Origin of the sequence: Stenotrophomonas sp. CASM110, assembly GCF_049384345.1 — a bacterium.
Lineage (GTDB): Bacteria > Pseudomonadota > Gammaproteobacteria > Xanthomonadales > Xanthomonadaceae > Stenotrophomonas > Stenotrophomonas muris.
In genome coordinates this window covers 20,489-38,871 of the sequence record NZ_JBMRGI010000030.1, presented here as the reverse complement: position 1 = coordinate 38,871, position 18,383 = coordinate 20,489, and the positions used below count along the sequence as shown (strand labels likewise).

At 67.1% G+C, this 18,383-nt stretch carries 18 protein-coding genes; 11 read left to right on the top strand and 7 right to left on the bottom strand.

The features are described 5' to 3' along the window. Positions 1-92: 92 nt before the first annotated feature. Together VG561_RS19650 and bioA are read right to left on the bottom strand one after the other, a co-directional pair. Entirely contained in the window at positions 93-830 is a 738-nt protein-coding gene (locus tag VG561_RS19650; protein ID WP_014648088.1) for a 16S rRNA (uracil(1498)-N(3))-methyltransferase, read from the bottom strand. Next, positions 821-2,212: an adenosylmethionine--8-amino-7-oxononanoate transaminase gene (gene bioA, locus VG561_RS19645; RefSeq protein WP_049441317.1), complete on the bottom strand. Its 1,392-nt coding sequence runs from the start codon at positions 2,210-2,212 to the stop codon at positions 821-823. Before bioA ends, VG561_RS19650 begins: the two co-directional genes overlap by 10 nt. A gap of 77 nt (positions 2,213-2,289) precedes the next feature. Here bioA and nudE point away from each other — a divergent pair, with 77 nt between their 5' ends. From nudE to VG561_RS19605, 8 genes are all read left to right on the top strand, one after another. Beyond that, positions 2,290-2,853, top strand: a complete 564-nt coding sequence (gene nudE, locus VG561_RS19640) for an ADP compounds hydrolase NudE (RefSeq protein ID WP_005418435.1) — start codon at positions 2,290-2,292, stop codon at positions 2,851-2,853. Then, on the top strand, positions 2,850-3,653 hold the full coding sequence (gene cysQ / locus VG561_RS19635) for a 3'(2'),5'-bisphosphate nucleotidase CysQ (protein ID WP_014038179.1): 804 nt from the start codon (positions 2,850-2,852) through the stop codon (positions 3,651-3,653). The genes nudE and cysQ overlap by 4 nt, the downstream gene beginning before the upstream one ends. Positions 3,654-3,666: 13 nt before the next feature. Next, complete coding sequence (gene mazG, locus VG561_RS19630; protein ID WP_014648086.1) at positions 3,667-4,506, top strand: nucleoside triphosphate pyrophosphohydrolase; 840 nt, start codon at positions 3,667-3,669, stop codon at positions 4,504-4,506. After that, a complete protein-coding gene (locus tag VG561_RS19625; RefSeq protein ID WP_014648085.1) occupies positions 4,503-4,832 on the top strand; it encodes a YnfA family protein in 330 nt (109 codons plus the stop codon). Before mazG ends, VG561_RS19625 begins: the two co-directional genes overlap by 4 nt. A 218-nt stretch (positions 4,833-5,050) precedes the next feature. Then, the gene (locus VG561_RS19620; RefSeq protein WP_014648084.1) at positions 5,051-5,353 is read left to right on the top strand and encodes a DUF962 domain-containing protein; all 303 of its coding nucleotides are present in this window, start codon (positions 5,051-5,053) and stop codon (positions 5,351-5,353) included. 157 nt (positions 5,354-5,510) lie between these two features. Next, positions 5,511-6,623: a glycine cleavage system aminomethyltransferase GcvT gene (gene gcvT, locus VG561_RS19615; RefSeq protein ID WP_014648083.1), complete on the top strand. Its 1,113-nt coding sequence runs from the start codon at positions 5,511-5,513 to the stop codon at positions 6,621-6,623. 93 nt (positions 6,624-6,716) lie between these two features. Further along, complete coding sequence (gene gcvH, locus VG561_RS19610) at positions 6,717-7,112, top strand: glycine cleavage system protein GcvH (RefSeq protein WP_014648082.1); 396 nt, start codon at positions 6,717-6,719, stop codon at positions 7,110-7,112. A 775-nt stretch (positions 7,113-7,887) separates the two neighbouring features. Beyond that, complete coding sequence (locus VG561_RS19605; protein ID WP_014648081.1) at positions 7,888-8,382, top strand: hypothetical protein; 495 nt, start codon at positions 7,888-7,890, stop codon at positions 8,380-8,382. A 124-nt stretch (positions 8,383-8,506) separates the two neighbouring features. On the opposite strand, the gene VG561_RS19600 is transcribed toward VG561_RS19605, so the two are convergent. After that, a complete protein-coding gene (locus VG561_RS19600; RefSeq protein ID WP_032960844.1) occupies positions 8,507-9,400 on the bottom strand; it encodes a LysR family transcriptional regulator in 894 nt (297 codons plus the stop codon). Between the two features lie 114 nt (positions 9,401-9,514). On the opposite strand from VG561_RS19600, the gene VG561_RS19595 reads away from it, so the two are divergent. Further along, a complete protein-coding gene (locus VG561_RS19595; protein ID WP_197574648.1) occupies positions 9,515-10,273 on the top strand; it encodes an SDR family NAD(P)-dependent oxidoreductase in 759 nt (252 codons plus the stop codon). 102 nt (positions 10,274-10,375) lie between these two features. Here VG561_RS19595 and VG561_RS19590 read toward each other — a convergent pair whose 3' ends face one another. Continuing rightward, positions 10,376-11,776, bottom strand: coding sequence for a serine hydrolase domain-containing protein (locus VG561_RS19590; protein WP_126411272.1), 1,401 nt, complete (start codon positions 11,774-11,776; stop codon positions 10,376-10,378). Positions 11,777-12,060: 284 nt separating this feature from the next. Here VG561_RS19590 and VG561_RS19585 point away from each other — a divergent pair, with 284 nt between their 5' ends. Beyond that, the gene (locus VG561_RS19585; protein WP_197574649.1) at positions 12,061-13,389 is read left to right on the top strand and encodes an NTP/NDP exchange transporter; all 1,329 of its coding nucleotides are present in this window, start codon (positions 12,061-12,063) and stop codon (positions 13,387-13,389) included. Positions 13,390-13,465: 76 nt separating this feature from the next. Continuing rightward, positions 13,466-13,816: a DUF1304 domain-containing protein gene (locus VG561_RS19580; RefSeq protein WP_014648076.1), complete on the top strand. Its 351-nt coding sequence runs from the start codon at positions 13,466-13,468 to the stop codon at positions 13,814-13,816. Between the two features lie 485 nt (positions 13,817-14,301). Here VG561_RS19580 and VG561_RS19575 read toward each other — a convergent pair whose 3' ends face one another. The 3 genes from VG561_RS19575 to VG561_RS19565 form a co-directional block, all read right to left on the bottom strand. Next, a complete protein-coding gene (locus VG561_RS19575; RefSeq protein ID WP_197574650.1) occupies positions 14,302-14,769 on the bottom strand; it encodes a hotdog fold domain-containing protein in 468 nt (155 codons plus the stop codon). A gap of 75 nt (positions 14,770-14,844) precedes the next feature. Beyond that, positions 14,845-17,322, bottom strand: a complete 2,478-nt coding sequence (locus VG561_RS19570) for an acyl-CoA dehydrogenase (RefSeq protein WP_014648074.1) — start codon at positions 17,320-17,322, stop codon at positions 14,845-14,847. Further along, the gene (locus VG561_RS19565) at positions 17,319-18,236 is read right to left on the bottom strand and encodes an alpha/beta fold hydrolase (RefSeq protein ID WP_014648073.1); all 918 of its coding nucleotides are present in this window, start codon (positions 18,234-18,236) and stop codon (positions 17,319-17,321) included. The genes VG561_RS19570 and VG561_RS19565 overlap by 4 nt, the downstream gene beginning before the upstream one ends. Between the last annotated feature and the right edge of the window lie 147 nt (positions 18,237-18,383).

The following is an 18,383-nucleotide window of genomic DNA, read 5'->3' as shown; positions in this document are numbered from 1 at the left end:
CCGGTCGGGTAGCTGGTAGTGCCGGCCGCTGGCCGGCAACCTCATGATCCCGTGGATGCCGGCCAGCGGGCCGGCACTACCACGAATCAGCCTCACCCCAGATCGCCCAACCGCGCCTGCAACGCCGCGATCGCGGCCAGTCCGGCCGTTTCCGTGCGCAGGATCCGCGGCCCCAGTTGCAGCCCCTGGAACCCTGCTGCGGCCAGTTGATCGCGGTCGCGTGGCGACCAGCCGCCTTCCGGGCCGATTGCAATCACGATGCCGCCAGCGGGAGCGGCTTCCAGCGTCGACAGGCGATGTGCTCCGTGCGGATCCAGGGTCAGGCGCAGCGAATCGGCTGGCAGCGCCGCCGCAGCCTGCGCCAGCGACAGCGGCGATCCTACCGGCGGAATGCGCGCGCGCCCGGACTGGCCGCAGGCCGAGGTCACCACGTTGTTCCAGTGCGCCACGCGCTTTTCCGCCCGTGCCGCGTCCAGCTTCACCTCGGTGCGCTCGGCGTTGACCGGAATGATCGCGACCACGCCCAGCTCGGTGGCCTTCTGCAGGATCAGGTCCATCTTCTCGCCACGGGCGATGCCCTGCAGCAGGGTGATCGCCAGCGGGGATTCATTGTCGATGGCCTGCACGGCGTCGATGCGGACCTGCACCTCGCGCTTGCCGGCCACGGTCAGCGTCGCGCTGTAGTCGTGGCCATCGCCGTTGAACAGCACGCAGGTATCGCCTTCGCGCAGGCGCATCACCCGCACCAGGTGGTTGGCGGTCTCTTCCGGCAGGGTCACGGTCTGGCCGCTGTGCAGCGCCAGGTCGATGGGGCAGCGGGTCACGCGCATGCAATCGCCTCGTCGATGGCCGCCAGCGTAGTGTGCGCCAGCAGCTCCAGTTGTTCGTCGTCCACGCAGTAGGGTGGCATCCAGTACAGCACGTCGCCCAGCGGGCGCAGCACCACGCCGCGCTTGAGGGCGGCCTTGTAGGCCTGCAGGCCCAGCCGCAGGCCCGGGTCGAACGGCGTGCGCTTGTTGCCGTCGCGCGACAGCTCGAACGCCACCACCATGCCGGCCTGGCGCACGTCGGCCACGTGCGGGTGGTCGGCAAACGGTGCCGCCAGCGTGCCCATCACCGAGGCGATGCCCCGGTTGCGCGCGATCACATCGTCGTCGCGGAAGATGTCCAGCGTCGCCAGCGCCGCGGCGCAGGCCAGCGGGTTGCCGGTGTAACTGTGCGAATGCAGGAAGGCGCGCTCGCGCGAGTCGTCGAGGAAGGCGTCATACAGCGCCTGCGTCGCCAGTACGGCGGCCAGGGGCAGGAAGCCGCCGGTCAGGCCCTTGGACAGGCACATCAGGTCCGGCATCACCCCGGCCTGCTCGCAGGCGAACAGGGTGCCGGTGCGGCCGAAGCCGGTGGCGATCTCGTCGGCGATCATGAACGCGCCATGGGCATCGCACAGTTCGCGCACGCGCTGCAGGTAGACCGGGTCATGCATGCGCATGCCGCCGGCACACTGCAGGCGCGGTTCCAGGATCACCGCGCAGACCTCGCCCGGGTGCTGGTCGAACAGCGTGGCCAGGCCATCGGCCGCCTGCCGTGCGCGATCGGCCGCGCTCTGGCCCGGTTCGGCCAGGTAGGCATCGGGAGACGGCGCGAACAGGCCCTCGGCCAGCAGCGGCGCATAGACGCGGCGGTACAGCGGAATGTCACCCAGCGCCAGCGCGCCCAGGGTTTCGCCGTGGTAGCCGTTCTCGAGCGCGATGAAGCGCGTGCGTCGGGGCTCTCCGCGGTTCTGGAAGTACTGGAAGGCCATCTTCAGCGCCACTTCCACGCCGGCGGACCCGTTGTCGGCGTAGAACACCTTGGCCAGCGGTTCGCGGCCGGCCTGGCGTGGCGCCAGTGCCAGCAGGCGTTCGGCCAGGGTGATCGCCGGCTCGTGGCCGAAACCGGCGAGCATCACCTGTTCCAGCTGCCCGGCCTGGGCAGCGATGGCACCACCGATGCGCGGTTCGGCATGACCGAACAGATTGGTCCACCAGCTGCTGACCGCGTCCAGATAGCGGTTGCCGTCGTGGTCGATCAGCCATGCGCCTTCGCCACGGGAAATCGGTACCAGCGGCAGGGTGTCCGGATGCTCACGCATCTGCGTGCACGGGTGCCACAGCACCTGCAGGTCGCGCTGCCGCCAGTGGCGGGCCAGCGGGGAGGGGGTTGGGTCTGCTAGCATTTCGGGCTCATGAACATGTTGCTGCCTGCACATTCTATCGGCCCCGGCGCAGCCGCCGGTCGCCGCGGAGATTCCGCATGAACGATGACCGTGCCGGCCGTCGCTTGCCGATCATCCATCGGATCACCGATGAGGAGAACGGCCCCTTCCAGCGCCAGCACCTGGACCTGGAGTTCTCCAACGGCGAACGCCGCCGCTTCGAGCGCCTGGTCAGCCGTGGGCACGGTGCGGTGGTGGTGGTGCCGATGCTCGACGACGAAACCGTGCTGCTGGTACGTGAATACGCCGCTGGCATGCACCGTTACGAACTGGGGCTGGTGAAGGGCCGGATCGATGCCGGCGAGACGCCCGAGCAGGCGGCCGACCGCGAACTGAAGGAAGAGGCCGGTTATGGTGCGCGCCGGGTCGACGTGCTGCGCGCGATGACCCTGGCCCCGACCTACATGAGCCACCAGTCGTGGCTGGTGGTGGCGCGCGACCTGTACCCGGAAAAACTGGCCGGCGACGAGCCGGAGGAGCTGGAAGTGGTGCCGTGGAAGCTGGCCGAACTGGACCAGCTGATGCTGCGCGAGGACTTCTCAGAGGGACGCTCGCTGGCGGCGCTGTTCATTGCCCGCCAGTGGCTGCAGGGAACGCGATGATCAAGCTGACGACGGACCTGCGCGAGACCGCCATCGCCATCGCCCAGGAAGCCGGACAGGCCATCATGCAGGTGTATGCCGATGGCTTCGACGTGCAGATCAAGGACGACAACAGCCCGGTCACCGCAGCTGACCTGGCCGCCAACCAGGTCATTGAACTGGGCCTGCGCCAGCTGACCCCGGACCTGCCGATCCTGTCCGAGGAATCGGCGCAGGTGGGCTGGGAGCAGCGCCGCCACTGGGGCGCCTACTGGCTGGTGGACCCGCTCGACGGCACCCGCGAGTTCGTCAAGCGCAACGGTGAGTTCAGCGTCAACATTGCCTTGATCTACCAGGGCGCACCGGCATTCGGCGTGGTGCTGGCGCCGGTCACCGGCATTGTCTGGCATGCCATGCGCGGGGAACTGGCCTATCGGCGGCAGGGTCTGCACGACACCGTGCTGCGCACCCGCACGCCGGCCACTGCTCCGCTGCGCGTCGCCGCCAGCCGATCGCACCGTTCGCCGGAAACCGAGGCGCTGCTGGCGCGCATGGGCCGCATCGAGACCATCGCGCAGGGATCGTCGCTGAAATTCTGCCGGATCGCCGAAGGCGGCCTGGATGTCTATCCGCGGCTCGGCCCGACCTCTGAATGGGATACCGCCGCCGGCCAGTGCGTGCTGCATGCGGCGGGTGGCGCGGTGCTGTCGGCCGCGACCGGCAAGCCGTTCCGCTACAACCGCCGCGAAACGCTGTTGAACGGCGATTTCATTGCCCTTGGTGATACCAGCCTGCCGTGGCGCGACTGGTTGTCCGACTGAACCTGGAGGCCGCATGAGCGCGCACGACACCCCTGCCACCGGCAGCGAGGCAAGCCATCAACTGGAACGCCTGCTGGTCATCATGGCGCGCCTGCGCGACCCGCAGGGAGGTTGCCCATGGGACCTGGAGCAGGACTTCTCGACCATTGCCCCGTACACCATCGAGGAAGCCTACGAGGTTGCCGATGCGATCGACCGCGGCGACCTCGACGATCTCTGCGACGAGCTCGGCGACCTGCTGCTGCAGGTGGTGTTCCACGCACGCATGGCCGAGGAGCAGGGGGCATTTGCCTTCGCCGATGTCGCACGTGCGATCAGCGACAAGATGCAGCGCCGTCACCCGCATGTGTTTGCCGATGTCAGCGTCGACGATGCCGACGGGGTGATGCGCAACTGGGACGCGATCAAGCGCGCCGAGCGTGCCGCCAAGGGCGAGCAGGACACCTCCGCACTGGCCGGTATCTCGCGTGGCCTGCCGGAATGGCAGCGCGCCGTGAAGCTCCAGTCGCGCGCGGCCAGGGTCGGTTTCGACTGGCCGGGCCCGCTGCCTGTGCTGGACAAGGCGGCCGAGGAGCTGCAGGAGCTGCGAGAGGAATTCGAGCGCGGCGATATCGCGGGCAACAAGGCGCGCCTGCAGGAAGAACTGGGCGACCTGCTGTTCGTCTGCGCCAACCTGGCCCGGCACGCCGATATCGATCTGGGCGCCGCACTGCGCGGGGCCAACCACAAGTTCGAGCGGCGCTTCCGCGCGATGGAAGCGCAGGCCGAGGCGCAGGGGGAGGCGTTGGCGGCACTGGACCTGGATGCGCAGGAAGCGCTGTGGCAGCACGCCAAGGCAGCAGAAAAAGCGTGAAGACGCTTGGCCTGTTCCTGCTGACCGCGCTGGCCGAGATCGTCGGCTGTTACCTGCCATGGTTGTGGCTGCGCAAGGGAGGCAGCGTCTGGTTGCTGCTGCCGGCCGCGGCCAGCCTGGCCCTGTTCGCCTGGCTGCTGACTCTGCACCCGACTGCCAGTGGACGGGTCTATGCCGCCTACGGTGGCGTGTACATCGGCACCGCGCTGTTCTGGTTGTGGCTGGTCGACGGCATCCGCCCCAGCCGCTGGGACCTGTTCGGTGCAGCCCTGTGCCTGGCCGGCATGGCGGTGATCATGTTCGGTCCGCGCACGCCCCCGGTGTAGCGTCGAGCCAGGCTCGACCGCGCCCACCCTTTTGTAGAGCCGAGCCATGCTCGGCTGCTTCTCCGGGGAGCAGTCGAGCGAGCTTGGCGCTACAAAGGCCAAGGCAGCCGAGCATGGCTCGGCTCTACAACGGCCGCCGGGCCATGCCCCGCAAGCGCGCAGCGCTGCATCCCGGTAAGGCGCATGATGGCAGTGACCACGGCCCCCGGAGCATGCGCATGTCCCGCTTCGCCAGCTTCCGCGAGTTCTATCCGTTCTATCTCAGCGAGCACCGCCACCCGGTCTCGCGGCGCCTGCATTTCATCGGCAGCTGCGGGGTGCTGCTGCTGGCTGCGGCTGCCGTGTTGCGCGGCCAGCCGACGCTCCTGCTGGCCGCGCTGTTCTGCGGTTATGGATTCGCCTGGGTCGGCCACTTCTTCTTCGAGAAGAATCGCCCGGCCACCTTCCGGCATCCGCTGTATTCATTCATGGGTGACTGGGTGATGTTCGTCGACATCCTGCGTGGGCGGGTGCGCCTGTAACAGGCGGTTGCGGGGAGCGCAGCCATTGCCTCGCCCGAAAGGGAAAGGGCGCGGCGGGCCGCGCTTCCGCTTCCACGAACCGCTGCGCTGCGGCACGCCTGCGGGCGACCGATCTGGGATAATGGGAATTCCTGTTTCCTCTGCTGCCGGACCGGTCATGACCCAGAAGACGCTGCTCAACGATACCCACCGCGCCCTTGGCGCCAAGATGGTCGATTTCGGGGGTTGGGACATGCCCATCCACTACGGCTCGCAGCTGGACGAACACCACCTGGTGCGTCGCGAAGCCGGCGTGTTCGACGTCAGTCACATGACCGTGGTCGACCTGCGCGGTGACCAGGTCAAGCCGTTCCTGCGCCGCCTGCTGGCCAATTCGATCGACAAACTGAAGGTGACCGGCAAGGCCCTGTACTCGTGCATGCTGAATCCGCGCGGCGGCGTCATCGACGACCTGATCGTCTACTACCTGGGCGACGATTTCTTCCGCATGGTGGTCAATGCCTCCACCCGCGAAAAGGACCTGGCCTGGCTGCGTGAGCAGGCGGCACCGTTCGGTGTTTCCGTCGAGCAGCGCCCGGACCTGGCCATCCTCGCCGTGCAGGGCCCGCAGGCGCGCGACATCGTGATCGGCCTGGCCCGCGAAGCCGACCGTGCAGCACTGACCAAGCTGGGCCGCTTCGCCGCCCTGCAGGCGCAGTCCGACGACGGCGTCGAGTTGTTTGTCGCCCGCACCGGCTACACCGGTGAAGACGGTTTCGAGATCCTGCTGCCGCAGGATGCCGTGGTCGCCTTCTGGAACCGCCTGCTGGCGGCAGGCGTGAAGCCGGCCGGCCTCGGTGCGCGCGACACCCTGCGCCTGGAGGCCGGCATGAACCTGTACGGCCAGGACATGGACGAAGAGATCAGCCCGTATGAAGCGGCACTGGCCTGGACCGTGTCGCTGGACGAAGGCCGCGACTTCATCGGCCGCGACGTGCTGGAGGCGCAGAAGGCCGCCGGCACCGCGCGCCAGATGATCGGCCTGGTGATGGACGAGAAGGGCGTGCTGCGCCACGGCCAGGCGGTGACCACCGCTGGCGGCCAGGGCGAGATCCTGTCCGGCACCTTCTCGCCGACCCTGGCCAAGGGCATCGCCTTCGCCCGCGTGCCGGCCGGTGAACTCGGCGAGGTCACCGTCGACATCCGCGGCCGGCAGGTGCCGGTGCGCGTGGTCAAGTTCCCGTTCGTGCGCGAAGGCCAGGCCCAGCCCGGCGTGCTCGCCGACGCCTGATCCGAACGTGCCGGTCGTCACTGACAGCAGTGGCGGCCGGTTGGTTACACTAGCCCCGTTTTTTCCACCCCTGCATATCTCTGGAGCAGTCCCATGAGCGAGATCCCCGGCGACCTCAAGTTCCTCAAGTCCCATGAGTGGGCCCGTGTCGAAGGCAATGGCCGCGTCACCGTCGGTATTTCCGACCACGCCCAGGGCCTGCTGGGTGACCTGGTCTACGTCGAACTGCCGGAAGTCGGCGCCGACGCCAAGGCCGGCGAACAGATCGCCGTCGTCGAGTCGGTGAAGGCCGCCTCGGACGTCTACAGCCCGATCAGCGGCAAGGTCGTCGAGGTCAACTCGGCCCTGTCCGACAAGCCGGAAACCATCAACGAAGATGCCTACGGCGAAGGCTGGATGTTCGTGATCGAACTGACCAACGCCGAAGAGGTCAACGAGCTGCTGGACCCGGACGCGTACGCCGAAGCCCTGGAGAACGACGACCACTGAGTCGTCGTTTCCGGATTCTGGAACGGCCACCTTCGGGTGGCCGTTTTTGTTTTGGCGACCGCGTCGGACTCATGACGCGGGGTTCGCTGTGCACCCTCGGCGTGGCATCAGCCGACAGGCGAACGGTGCCGATGGGCGTGCGCAGTTTTGCGCAAATCCGCGTTTCAGCCCCGCGCCGAAGCGTTCGAATGTGAAAACTTTTCGCCCCCCGTTGCGGCGCCGTTGTGCTGGCGTTGGCGGCGGTGCCGGTGACCACCGACGATGCGCGTACGCCGTTGTGCCTTGCCTGCGCCTGTCTACGCGGAGTGCTTATTTCAAGTGTTTTTTGATCAACGCCTGCATTGGCATCGATGCAGGCAACGTGCGTGCGCGCCGCTTCCACCGTCGTTGCAGGCCGTGCAGAGTGGTGGCGCCGGCGGCGCCCGGGAAGGCGCGGATGTGAAAATTTTTCGCGGGGGTTGTTGACAGTAAAAAAAACCGTGATTAGGTTTCGCCTCAGCAGACCTTGCCTGCCCAACCGAGTGCGCAGAATCAATCGTCCGATGCGAAGCAGCCCCTTCAAGACCACCGCGACCCTGATGACGGTGGACATGGCCCCGCTTCCCCCGGAGAAATGCAAGGCAACTCCCGTTCCGATGCCCGCTCCGCCGATCGAGGCGGGCATTGCCGCATCCGTAACGGCGCGCCTGACGCGCCGGCGGTCCCCGCACGCAGCATCCGCGGGTTTGATCCAACTGGGCGTTTCAACTCCCTATCACTGACGAGGAGCCATCCCATGGCAACCAAGAAAGCTGCGAAGAAGAAGCCCGCCGCCAAGAAAGCGGTGAAGAAGGTCGCGAAGAAGGCCGCTGCCAAGAAGGCAGTGAAGAAGGTCGCGAAGAAGGCAACCGCCAAGAAGGCAGTGAAGAAGGCTGCGAAGAAGGTCGCCAAGAAGACCACTGCGAAGAAGGCAGTGAAGAAGGCGGCGAAGAAGGTAGCCAAGAAGTCCGCTGCCAAGAAGGCCACCAAGAAGGTTGCCAAGAAGGCCACCAAGAAGACTGCCAAGAAGGCCGCGGCGCGCAAGCCGGCCAAGAAGGTCGCGAAGAAGGCCACTGCCAAGAAGGCCGTCAAGAAGACCGCCAAGAAGGCAGTGAAGAAGACCGCGAAGAAGGCCACCAAGAAGGCTGCCCCGAAGAAGGCAGCGAAGAAGGTTGCCAAGCGCAAGCCGGCCGCCCGCAAGAAGAAGGCCGCTCCGGTCGCTCTGCCGGCAACCCCGGCGCCGCTGATCTAAGTACTTCCCGATAGCCGCATCCTGAAACCCCCTTCCCTGGCTGCCCAGCGGGGAGGGGGTTTTTTTATGGGCCACTTGTAGCGTCGAGTCGAGCCAGGCTCGACCGCTTTGCTGACGGTCGGCGCTAGCCGTGCGGCGCCGCTGGAAAGCGCTCCATCAGGAAGTCGAGGAAGCTGCGCAGGCGGGTGGAGTGGTAACGGTCGTGCGCATAGACCACGTGCATCGGCCGACCGGCCTGACCGTATTCCGGGAACAGCTGCACCAGACGCCCCGCCTCGACATCGGCGGCCAGCAGCAGCGTCGATTGCAGGACGATGCCAAGGCCGTGCAGCGCCGCCGAACGCAGCGCTTCGCCATTGTTGATCTGCAGTCGGCCGTCGGGCACGTGGTCGAGCTCGCCAGCGTCGTCCTGCAGCCACTGGGCAAGCGCACTCGGTTCGAACGACAGGCATTGATGGCCGGCAAGTGCGTGCACGCTGCGTGGCGTGCCATGCCTGGCCAGATACGCCGGCGAGGCGCACATCATCAAGCGATAGGGGGCCAGTGCTCGTGCCACCAGCACGCTGCTGTCGGCCAGCGTGCCGATGCGCAGTGCCGCCTCGAAGCCCTCTTCGGCCAGGTCGACCACACGATCGGTCAGCGTGGCTTCGACCCGGACATCCGGATGACGGGCCATGTACTCGGCCAGCGCCGGTACCAGCGCGTGTGTACCGAAGATCACCGGTGCGCTGATGCGCAGCGTGCCCGCCGGTGAGAGCTGCTGGTGCTGCGCCTGCGCGTCGGTTTCCTCCACCAGGCGCAGGATCTCCTTGCAGCGCGCGTAGTAGTCCTCGCCGAACGGTGTCATGTGCTGGCGCCGGGTGGTACGGCTCAACAGCTGCATGCCCAGCCGGGCTTCCAATGCGCGCAGGTGCTTGCCGGCCATCGTTGCCGAGATATCCATCGCCGCGGCTGCCGCACTGAGGCTGCCCTTGTCCACGATCAGCACGTAGACCTGCATGCTCTCCAGCAGGTTCATCTGACACCCCGGGTGTTGAATGCTGAAACCTGCGTGGAGTTTATCAATCAGGGGTGATCAAACAGCATGTCGTGCACGGACCGGATTCGCCGGCCACGCTGACAGGAGAACACCATGGACTTGAATCTTGCTGGTCGTACCGCGTTGGTGACGGGCGCGGCCAGCGGCATCGGTGCCGCCGTCGCCAGGCAGCTGGCGGCCCAGGGCGTGCGCATTGCCATCACGTCGCGGCAGCGGGCACCGTTGCAGGCGCTGGCGGCGCGGATCGAAGCCGAAGGCAGCGCCGCACCGGTCATCGTGGCCGGCGATGTCACGGTTGCCGGCGACCTCCGGTACATCGCGGACGCATCCCGTGAGGCATTGCAGCGTGTCGACATCCTGGTCAATGCCGCAGGCGGTTCCCGGCCGACCACGGTCGATGCCGATGACGATATCTGGGAGGAAGCGATCGCCCTGAACTTCTCCGCCGCACGACGGCTGACCCAGGCGCTGTTGCCCGGCATGCAGGCGCAGGCATGGGGACGGGTGATCAACTTCAGCGGTTCGATGGAACCGCGCGCGGTGAACGCGGCCACCGCGGCGAAGGCGGCATTGCACCTGTGGAGCAAGGGCCTTTCGTCGGAGGTGGCGGGGCAGGGCATCACGGTGAACGCGATTGCACCGGGGCGCATCAACAGCGCGCAGATCCTGGACCGCCTGCACCCCACCGAGGAAAGCAGACGCGCGTTCATTGCCCGCAACATCCCGATCGGACGCTTTGGTGAACCGGAGGAAGTGGCGCCGCTGGTGGCGTTCCTGGCCTCGCCGCTGGCGGGTTACATCACCGGTGCGGTGATTCCAGTGGACGGCGGCATGCACTACTTCGCGCACTAGCGCTGCGGAACTGCAGAGCCGAGCATGGGCTCGACGCTGCAACGGCCAACAAAAAGGGCGACCGATGGGCCGCCCTTCGCACACACGGTCGAGCCCGCCTGGTCAGCGCGGCGAAGCCACTGCGCGGTTGCCCGAGGCGCCCTTGCCCTTGCGCTTGTCCTGCTGCGCCGGGCTTGCGCCCTCGGCCATCAGGTTGTCGCTGCCGAAGTCGGTGTCCACGTCCAGCCAGCGCTGCGCCGGCAGGCCGAGCGCCGAGTCGAGCACGGTCGGCAGCAGGCCGCTGGGCAGGCCGCTTTCGCCATTCCAGAGGATGGCGATGCCGAGGTCGCGTTCCGGCACCAGCGCGACCAGGCCGCGATAGCCCTGCACGGCACCTGCATGGAACACCACGTCGTGGCCGGCGTAGTCGAAGGTACGCCAACCCAATGCGTAGCCCGCCGAGTGCAGGCGCTCACGGCGCCAGCCTGAACGCATCTCGCCCGGCGTGTTGATCAGGCTCGAATGCAGGGTGGCCAGCAGCGGTGCCGGCAGCACGTCGGGGCGATGGCCGGTGTGGGCCAGCAGCCACTGCGCCATGTCGCTGGCGCTGGCGTTGACGCCAGCCGCCGGAGCGACGCGGTAATAGGTGGGCTTGGGCGTCAGCGAGACCCAGCCGTTGCGGCTGCGCACGTGCGGACGCGCCCAGCGCGAGCTGGCCTGGATGCCGGCCAGGCCGAGGCTGGCATCATTCATGCCCAGCGGCTTGAAGATGCGGCGCTCGACCGACTGCTCGTAGAAGCTGCCCGAGGCCGCATAGACCACGTCGCCGATCAGGCTGAAGGCCACGTTCTGGTAGGCGTAGCACTCGCCCGGCAGGCATTTCAGGCTGGTGTTGGCCAGCTTCTGGGTCAGCGCGTAGTACTCGGCGTTGCCTTCGATGTCGCGGTCGTAGGCGTTGTACGGCAGGCCGACGCGATGGCTGAGCACGTCGGCCACGGTCAGGCGGTCGGTGGCTTCGGGCGAATTGAGGCGGAAGCCCGGCACGTAGTCGGTGACCTTGCTGTCCCAGCGCAGCGTGCCGTCGTTGACCAGCAGGCCGGCCATGGTGCCGGCGAAGGCCTTGGACAGCGAGGCCAGGCGGAACACGGTGTGCGCATCGACCGGCAGCGGGTTGTTGACGTCGGTGACGCCATAGCCACGCGCGCTGAGAATGCGGCCGCCCTGCACGATCGCCACCGCCATGCCTGGCACGCGCTCGCCATAGGTCAGCTGCTGCGCCATCGATTCGATGTTGGCGACGTTGAAGCCAGCCGCCGGCGCCTGGACGCGCGGCACCAGACCGGTGCGGTAGGCCGCAGGCTGGGTGTGGGCGACGGTGGCAGCCGTCGCGGATTCGATGTTGGTCGGCATCGGCGGCAACGCCGGCGGTGTCTGCGCGGTGGTGGACAAGGCAACGGGCATCAACATGCCCAGCAAACCGGTGGCCGCCGAACGGATCGGACGACGCAGGCTGTTCTTTTTCATCGGTTGGACCCGTGCGCGACTGCTGATGGCGATTCTAGCGCCGCTTTTCCCCTGTGCACAAACAGAGCGAAGATGAATGCGCATCTTGTTGAAAAAGTTGGAATTTTGACGCCCCGAAAGTGTGTATCGGAACGTGTCGTCCAGGCCGGTCGTCGCGTCCGTCCGCAGGCGCGAGGGCGCGTCACGCTGGCGATGTTGCAGTGCATTGGCTAACGTACGCGCTTCACCGCCCCGGAGCCTGCCATGCTGCTGTCCAACCGCCGTCTGAGGGCGAGGGGCGCTGCATGAGCGCTGCATCGGGCAAGGGGCCGCTGCAGGGCCTGGCGGCGGCGCTGCGCGAGTCGCCGGCGCTGTGGTGGTCGTTCCTGTACTTCTTCTGCCTGCTCAGCGGCTACTACGTGCTGCGCCCGGTGCGTGAGGCCATGGCCGCCTCGGCGGACCTGGAAACGGTGTTCCCGCCCGTGCTGATCACCTGGTTCGCCAGCCATGGCATCGCGTTGAAGGACTTCGTCCTGCAGTTCCTGTTCTCCTGCGTGTTCGTGATCATGCTGGTGCTGCAGCCGGTGTACGGCTGGCTGGTCAGCCGCTTCCCGCGCCGTGTGTTCCTTCCCGTGGTGTACGGCTTCTTCATCGTCACCCTGCTGGGGTTCTACGCACTGTTCGACAGTCACGTGCCAGGGCGGGGCATGGCCTTCTTCCTCTGGGTGATGGTCTTCAACCTGTTCGCGGTGGCGGTGTTCTGGAGCTTCATGGCCGACGTGTTCTCCAACGCACAGGCGCGTGCCTACTACGGCTACATCGGTGCGGCCGGCACCGTTGGCGCGTTCCTCGGCCCGTTGATCACCAGCGCGCTGGCCCAGCGCGTGGGCATCGCCAACCTGATGCTGGTCTCGGCAGCATTCCTGGTCGTGTGCCTGTTGTGCATCTGGCGGCTGCGGCATTGGGCGGTGCTGCGCGAACGCGAGCAGCAACTGGTGTCCGGCGAGCAACCGATGGGCGGCAGCGTGCTGGACGGCCTGAAACTGATCGTGCGCGAGCCGCTGCTGCGCTGGCTGGCGGTGATGGTGGTGTTCGGCGTGGGCGTCGGCACGCTGCTGTACAACCAGCAGGCCAGCATCGTGCGCGCGGCGTTTACCGACCCGGCGGACAGTACCGCGTTCTTCTCGCGCATCGACCTGGCGGTGAACGCGCTGGCGCTGCTGATGCAGGTGGGCCTGACCCGCTGGCTGCTGTCGCGCCACGGCATCGCGCCGGCGCTGCTGATTCCCGGTTTCGCGATCCTGATCGGCTTCTCGGTGCTGGCAGCCTCGCCGATGCCGTTGATGGTCGCGGTGGTGCAGGTGATGACCCGCGCCAGCGAATTCGCACTGGCCAAGCCGGCGCGCGAGACCATCTACACGCGCGTGGACCGGCAGTGGCGCTACAAGGCCGGCGCGGCGATCGACACCGTGGTGTACCGCGGCGCGGACCTGGGGTTCACCTGGATCCACAAGGCACTGACCCTGTTCGGTTCGCACGTGGTGTTCATCGGCGGCGTACTGGTGGCCGGCTTCATGACCCTGGCTGCGTTCGGCGTGCTGCGCGAAGAAAAGAAGCTGCCGCGCGACCGTTGATTTGCCGGGGTCAGGGCCCTTTCCCGCGGGGAAAGGGCGCTGACCCCATTCTCCTTCCCTGTCCAAGGAACCGCACATGTACTGGATCGCACTCGCCCTGACCTTGCTGGTCGCACTGCTGCACGTCTATTTCCTGGTGCTGGAGATGTTCCTGTGGACCCGCCCGCTGGGCCTGAAGACCTTCCGCAACACGCCGGAGAAGGCCGGGGCCACGCGCGTGCTGGCGGCCAACCAGGGCCTGTACAACGGCTTCCTGGCGGCAGGCATCGTGGTGGGGCTGGTGATCGATCAGCCGGTGCTGGTGACGTTCTCGCTGGCCTGCGTGGTGGTGGCGGGGTGCTACGGCGCGTACAGCGTGAGCCGCCGTATTTTCATGATCCAGGCGGTGCCGGCGATCCTGGCGTTGGTGTTTCGCGCGCTGGCGTAGTTTCCAGCCAACGGCGCAGCCCCTCGTGGGTTGGTCGCGTGGAGCGGGTCATGTGTTGGGTGTGGCGGGTGGGCCGTGCAGGGGACGCTGCAAGTACGTCCATGTAAGCTCGATGGCGCCATCCATGGCGCCAACGCCCCTGAACGGCCCACCCGCCACACCCCTGACAGTTTCAGGGCGCGGCCAGCCCACGGAGAAGAAAAAGAAGTTCAAGAGCAACAGCAACAGCAACAGCAAAAAGCGGCCGGTGGGCCGCTTTTGCTTTTGCTTCTGCCCTTCTTTTTTCTCTTGCGTGGGTGGACGCCGCAGAGATGCGTCCGAGGCTGGGGGCGGTGGGTTCGCGGGGATGTCCGCGGCATGGATGCCGCGGCCAAGTCCCCAGGGATGGGTTCACGGCGTCCCCCGCGAACCCACCGTCCCCAGCCTAACCAGGGCTTTCCGCGATCAACCGTCCACCCACGAGGGGCTGCGCCGTTCGCGGGAACCTACTTCGCCGGCGACAACCACATGTCGATCACCGCGCTGAACACCTCCGTGCCCGCACGGTCGCGCACGCTCACCGTCACCGGCAGGGCATAGCCCTCGGCCGCGACGACAATCGGCTGTGCCGGCAACGCCACCGCCTGCAGCGTGCCACGTGCCTTGGCCAGGTACTGCACCTGCATCCCCTTCGGGATCCAGCGCATGCCCTCCGGCAGCGATGCATCGACCATCAACCCGGCGGTCAGTTCGGCCAGGTTGCACATCGCGATCGCGTGCACCGTGCCGATGTGGTTGCGCACCCTGCGGCGGTCGGCCAGCGTGCCTTCGCAGCGGCCGTGTTCCAGGCGGGTGATGCGTGGCGCGATGCTGGCGAAGTAGGGCGCCTTGAAGCACACCGCGCGCGAGAACAGCCAGGTGCCGGCGGGCCAGCGCTGCAGCCGGTGGTAAAGCGAGAGCAGGGGCGTGGACATGGTGGGTATTCCGGTCGGCGGATAAAGCGACGGCGGGCCGAGGCCCGCCGTCGAAGCAACGCGTGTCGCGGGCGATCAGGCTGCCTGCGAATGCGGGTCCTTGTGCTGGCGGTCGTAGTAGCTGGCCGCGCGCAGTTCGTGGGTGTCGAAGTCGTCCACGCTGATGGTGTCCAGGGTCAGCGTGCGCAGCTCTTCCAGCAGGCTGCGCTCATCCTGGGTGATCACGCCCTCGGCCACGGCTTCGTCCAGCTGCGCCTTGAAGTCCAGCGCCTCGATGCCCTTGCTCTTCAGCGCCTTCAGGAACTTGCGCTCCACCGGCTCGGCCATGATCGCCTTGCTCAGGTAGCTGTTGATACGGCCGCCCGGGTTGTTCTCGCACGGGGTCAGGAACACGCCACTGGCCAGACGGTCGCGGGCTTCATTCGGCGCCATCAGCAGGGCGGCGACACGACGGCTCAGGCGATCGCCCGGAGCCTCGGCACGACGGCCCAGCGGGAAGATCAGTGCCCACATCAGCCAGCCGATCGGACGGATCGGGAAGTTGCGCAGTGCGGCCGACAGCGACTCTTCGATCTTGTGCACGCTGTCATGGAAGGCCCAGGCCAGCAGCGGCTGGTCGGCCTGCGGTGCGCCTTCGTCGTGGTAGCGCTTGAGCATGGCGCTGGTCATGTAGACGTGGCTCAGCACATCGCCCAGGCGGCCGGACAGCGATTCCTTGAACTTCAGCTTGCCGCCGAGGGTCATCATCGAGATGTCGGCCATCAGCGCCAGGTTGGCCGAGTAGCGGTCCAGCTTGCGGAAGTAGCGGCGGGTATAGGCGTCGCCCGGGGCGGCACCGAAGCGCGCGCCGGTCAGGCCGAACCAGAACGAACGCACGGCATTGGAGATGCCGAAGCGGATGTGGCCGAACAGGCTGCGGTCGAAATCCTGCAGGCCGGCGCGGGTATCCGGATCCTGCGCGGCCTTCATTTCCTTCAGCACCCACGGGTGGCACAGGATCGCACCCTGGCCGAAGATCAGCAGGCTGCGGGTCATGATGTTGGCGCCTTCCACGGTGATCGCGATCGGCGCGGCCTGCCAGCTGCGGCCAGCGAAGTTGCGCGGCCCCAGGATGATGCCCTTGCCGCCGATCACGTCCATCATGTCCGAGATCACTTCGCGACTCATGGTGGTGCAGTGGTACTTGGCGATCGCCGACGGCACCGACGGCACGTCGCCACGGTCAACCGCGGCGGCGGTGGCCTGCGACAGCGCACTGATCTTGTACGCCTTGCCGCCGATGCGGGCCAGCGCTTCTTCCACGCCCTCGAAGCGGCCGACCGACAGGCCGAACTGCTTGCGGATGCGCGCATAGGCGCCGGTCACCGCGGCACCGGCCTTGGCACCACCACTGGCGGTGGACGGCAGGGTGATCGAGCGGCCCACGGCCAGGCACTCGTTGAGCATGTTCCAGCCCTTGCCGGCCATCGCCGCGCCACCGATCAGCTGGGTCAGCGGAATGAACACGTCCTTGCCGCGGATCGGGCCGTTCTGGAACGTCGAGTTCAGCGGGAAGTGGCGACGGCCGATTTCAACGCCGGCGGTGTCGCGCGGCAGCAGGCCCAGGGTGATGCCGATGTCGCGGGTATCGCCGATCAGGCCATCCGGGTCGTACATGCGGAACGCCAGGCCGATCAGCGAAGCGACCGGGGCCAGGGTGATGTAGCGCTTGTCGAAGGTAAGCTTGACGCCGAGCACCTGCTCGCCGTTCCACTCGCCCTTGCAGACGATGCCGTAGTCCGGGATCGAGGTGGCGTCGGAGCCGGCGAACGGACCGGTCAGGCCGAAGCAGGGCACTTCGCGGCCATCGGCCAGGCGCGGCAGGTACTGGTCCTTCTGTTCCTGGGTGCCGTAATGCACCAGCAGTTCACCCGGGCCCAGCGAGTTGGGCACGCCGACGGTGGAGCTGACCACCGAAGACACCGACGCCAGCTTCTGGATCACCTTGTGGTGGGCCAGTGCGGAGAAGCCCAGCCCGCCATATTCCTTCGGGATGATCATGCCGAAGAACTTGTTCTTCTTGATGAAGGCCCATAGTTCCGGCGGCAGGTCCGCATGGACATGGGTGATTTCCCAGTCGTTGACCATCGCACACAGCTCTTCCACCGGGCCATCGAGGAAGGCCTGTTCCTCGGCGGTCAGCTGCGGCTTGGGATAGTTGAGCAGGATGTTCCAGTCCGGATCACCGGTGAACAGTTCGCCCTCGAAACCGACCGAACCGGTTTCCAGTGCGATGCGCTCGGTCTGCGACAGCGGCGGCAGCACCTTGCGGAACACCTTCATCATCGGGCCGGTCAGCAGCGGCTTGCGGATGAACGGCAGCAGCAGCGGCACGGCGATGACGGCCAACACGGCGGCCGCGACGATCGTGGCGGTCTGGTTGACGTAGGGAATGAACCAGCAGGCGGCCAGCAGGGCCACGCTGATCAGCGTCCAGGTAACCAGCCGCATGCGGTGGTAGGCGACGAACGCGCCTGCCAGCAGCAGGGCGAGGAAGGGAAGAACGATGCTCATGAGCGTGCTCCGGTGACGTGCTCGTTTGTGGCGGACGAAGCCGCAGCGTCCGCTGCGGGCAACACGTCCAGATAGTCCAACACAGTAGCGGTAAAGGCGTCGTTGTCATCGCCGGCGACCATATGGGTGGCCTGCGGCAGCTGCACATGGCGCGCATGCGGCGCCAACGCCAGGAACTCGGCCACGGTCTGCGGCGTGACCAGGTCGCTGCGTCCGCCGCTGACCAGCAGCAGCGGGCACTTCACCTGGCGCGCGGCCTCGGCCAGTGCGTCCTGGTGCTGTTCGCTGTCGCGGGCCAGTTCGGCCACCAGGCGCGGATCCCAGTGCCAGCGCCAGCGGCCGCGGCCGTCCTCGCGCAGCAGCGCACGCAGCGACTGCTCGGATTTGCGCGGACGGTGCGGCATGTACGCCGAGATCACGTCGGCGGCCTGGGCCAGCGAAGCGAAGCCGTCGGGATGGGCGGTCATGAAGGCGAGGATGCGCTCGACGCCGGCGGTATCCCAGCGCGGGGTGATGTCGACCAGCACCATCGCCGAGAACAGGCCGGGCCAGCGCGACTCGGCCAGCAGGCCGAACAGCCCGCCCATCGATGCGGCAACCAGTACCGGCGGGCGCGGCTGCTCGCCGGCCAGCACGATCAGGTCATCGGCGAACTGTTCGCCGTGATAGGGCAGGTTGGCGGCATTCCAGTCCGAATCGCCGTGGCCGCGGGCGTCGTAGGCGAGCGTCTGCAGGCCGGCGGCATTCAGTGCGCGGGCAGTGGCATTCCAGGCGTGGCGGGTCTGGCCGAAGCCATGCGCGAACAGCACCCGGCCGCGCCGGCCATGGTCGCTGGCGGTGGCGGCCAGGCGGGCGCCATGGGCGGCGTCCAGGCGCAGGTCATGGAACGCAGCGGGAGGTGGGGACGTAACCATACTTGCTAGTATGGATCGGTTCGGGGGGAAGTCAATACTGCACGGTATGGTGCGCTGCGGAAGTCCCCTGAATGGACCTCGCCTGGGAGGCTGCGACGGTTTCGACCGCAACCGCGTACTGCAACGAACCCCGGCGTATGGTTAAAT

Coding starts and splice junctions, on each gene's coding strand:
- VG561_RS19650 (WP_014648088.1), bottom strand. CDS start 830: ATGCGCGTGACCCGCTGCCCCATCGACCTGGCGCTGCACAGCGGCCAG.
- bioA (WP_049441317.1), bottom strand. CDS start 2,212: ATGCTAGCAGACCCAACCCCCTCCCCGCTGGCCCGCCACTGGCGGCAG.
- nudE (WP_005418435.1), top strand. CDS start 2,290: ATGAACGATGACCGTGCCGGCCGTCGCTTGCCGATCATCCATCGGATC.
- cysQ (WP_014038179.1), top strand. CDS start 2,850: ATGATCAAGCTGACGACGGACCTGCGCGAGACCGCCATCGCCATCGCC.
- mazG (WP_014648086.1), top strand. CDS start 3,667: ATGAGCGCGCACGACACCCCTGCCACCGGCAGCGAGGCAAGCCATCAA.
- VG561_RS19620 (WP_014648084.1), top strand. CDS start 5,051: ATGTCCCGCTTCGCCAGCTTCCGCGAGTTCTATCCGTTCTATCTCAGC.
- gcvT (WP_014648083.1), top strand. CDS start 5,511: ATGACCCAGAAGACGCTGCTCAACGATACCCACCGCGCCCTTGGCGCC.
- gcvH (WP_014648082.1), top strand. CDS start 6,717: ATGAGCGAGATCCCCGGCGACCTCAAGTTCCTCAAGTCCCATGAGTGG.
- VG561_RS19605 (WP_014648081.1), top strand. CDS start 7,888: ATGGCAACCAAGAAAGCTGCGAAGAAGAAGCCCGCCGCCAAGAAAGCG.
- VG561_RS19600 (WP_032960844.1), bottom strand. CDS start 9,400: ATGAACCTGCTGGAGAGCATGCAGGTCTACGTGCTGATCGTGGACAAG.
- VG561_RS19595 (WP_197574648.1), top strand. CDS start 9,515: ATGGACTTGAATCTTGCTGGTCGTACCGCGTTGGTGACGGGCGCGGCC.
- VG561_RS19590 (WP_126411272.1), bottom strand. CDS start 11,776: ATGAAAAAGAACAGCCTGCGTCGTCCGATCCGTTCGGCGGCCACCGGT.
- VG561_RS19585 (WP_197574649.1), top strand. CDS start 12,061: ATGAGCGCTGCATCGGGCAAGGGGCCGCTGCAGGGCCTGGCGGCGGCG.
- VG561_RS19580 (WP_014648076.1), top strand. CDS start 13,466: ATGTACTGGATCGCACTCGCCCTGACCTTGCTGGTCGCACTGCTGCAC.
- VG561_RS19575 (WP_197574650.1), bottom strand. CDS start 14,769: ATGTCCACGCCCCTGCTCTCGCTTTACCACCGGCTGCAGCGCTGGCCC.
- VG561_RS19570 (WP_014648074.1), bottom strand. CDS start 17,322: ATGAGCATCGTTCTTCCCTTCCTCGCCCTGCTGCTGGCAGGCGCGTTC.
- VG561_RS19565 (WP_014648073.1), bottom strand. CDS start 18,236: ATGGTTACGTCCCCACCTCCCGCTGCGTTCCATGACCTGCGCCTGGAC.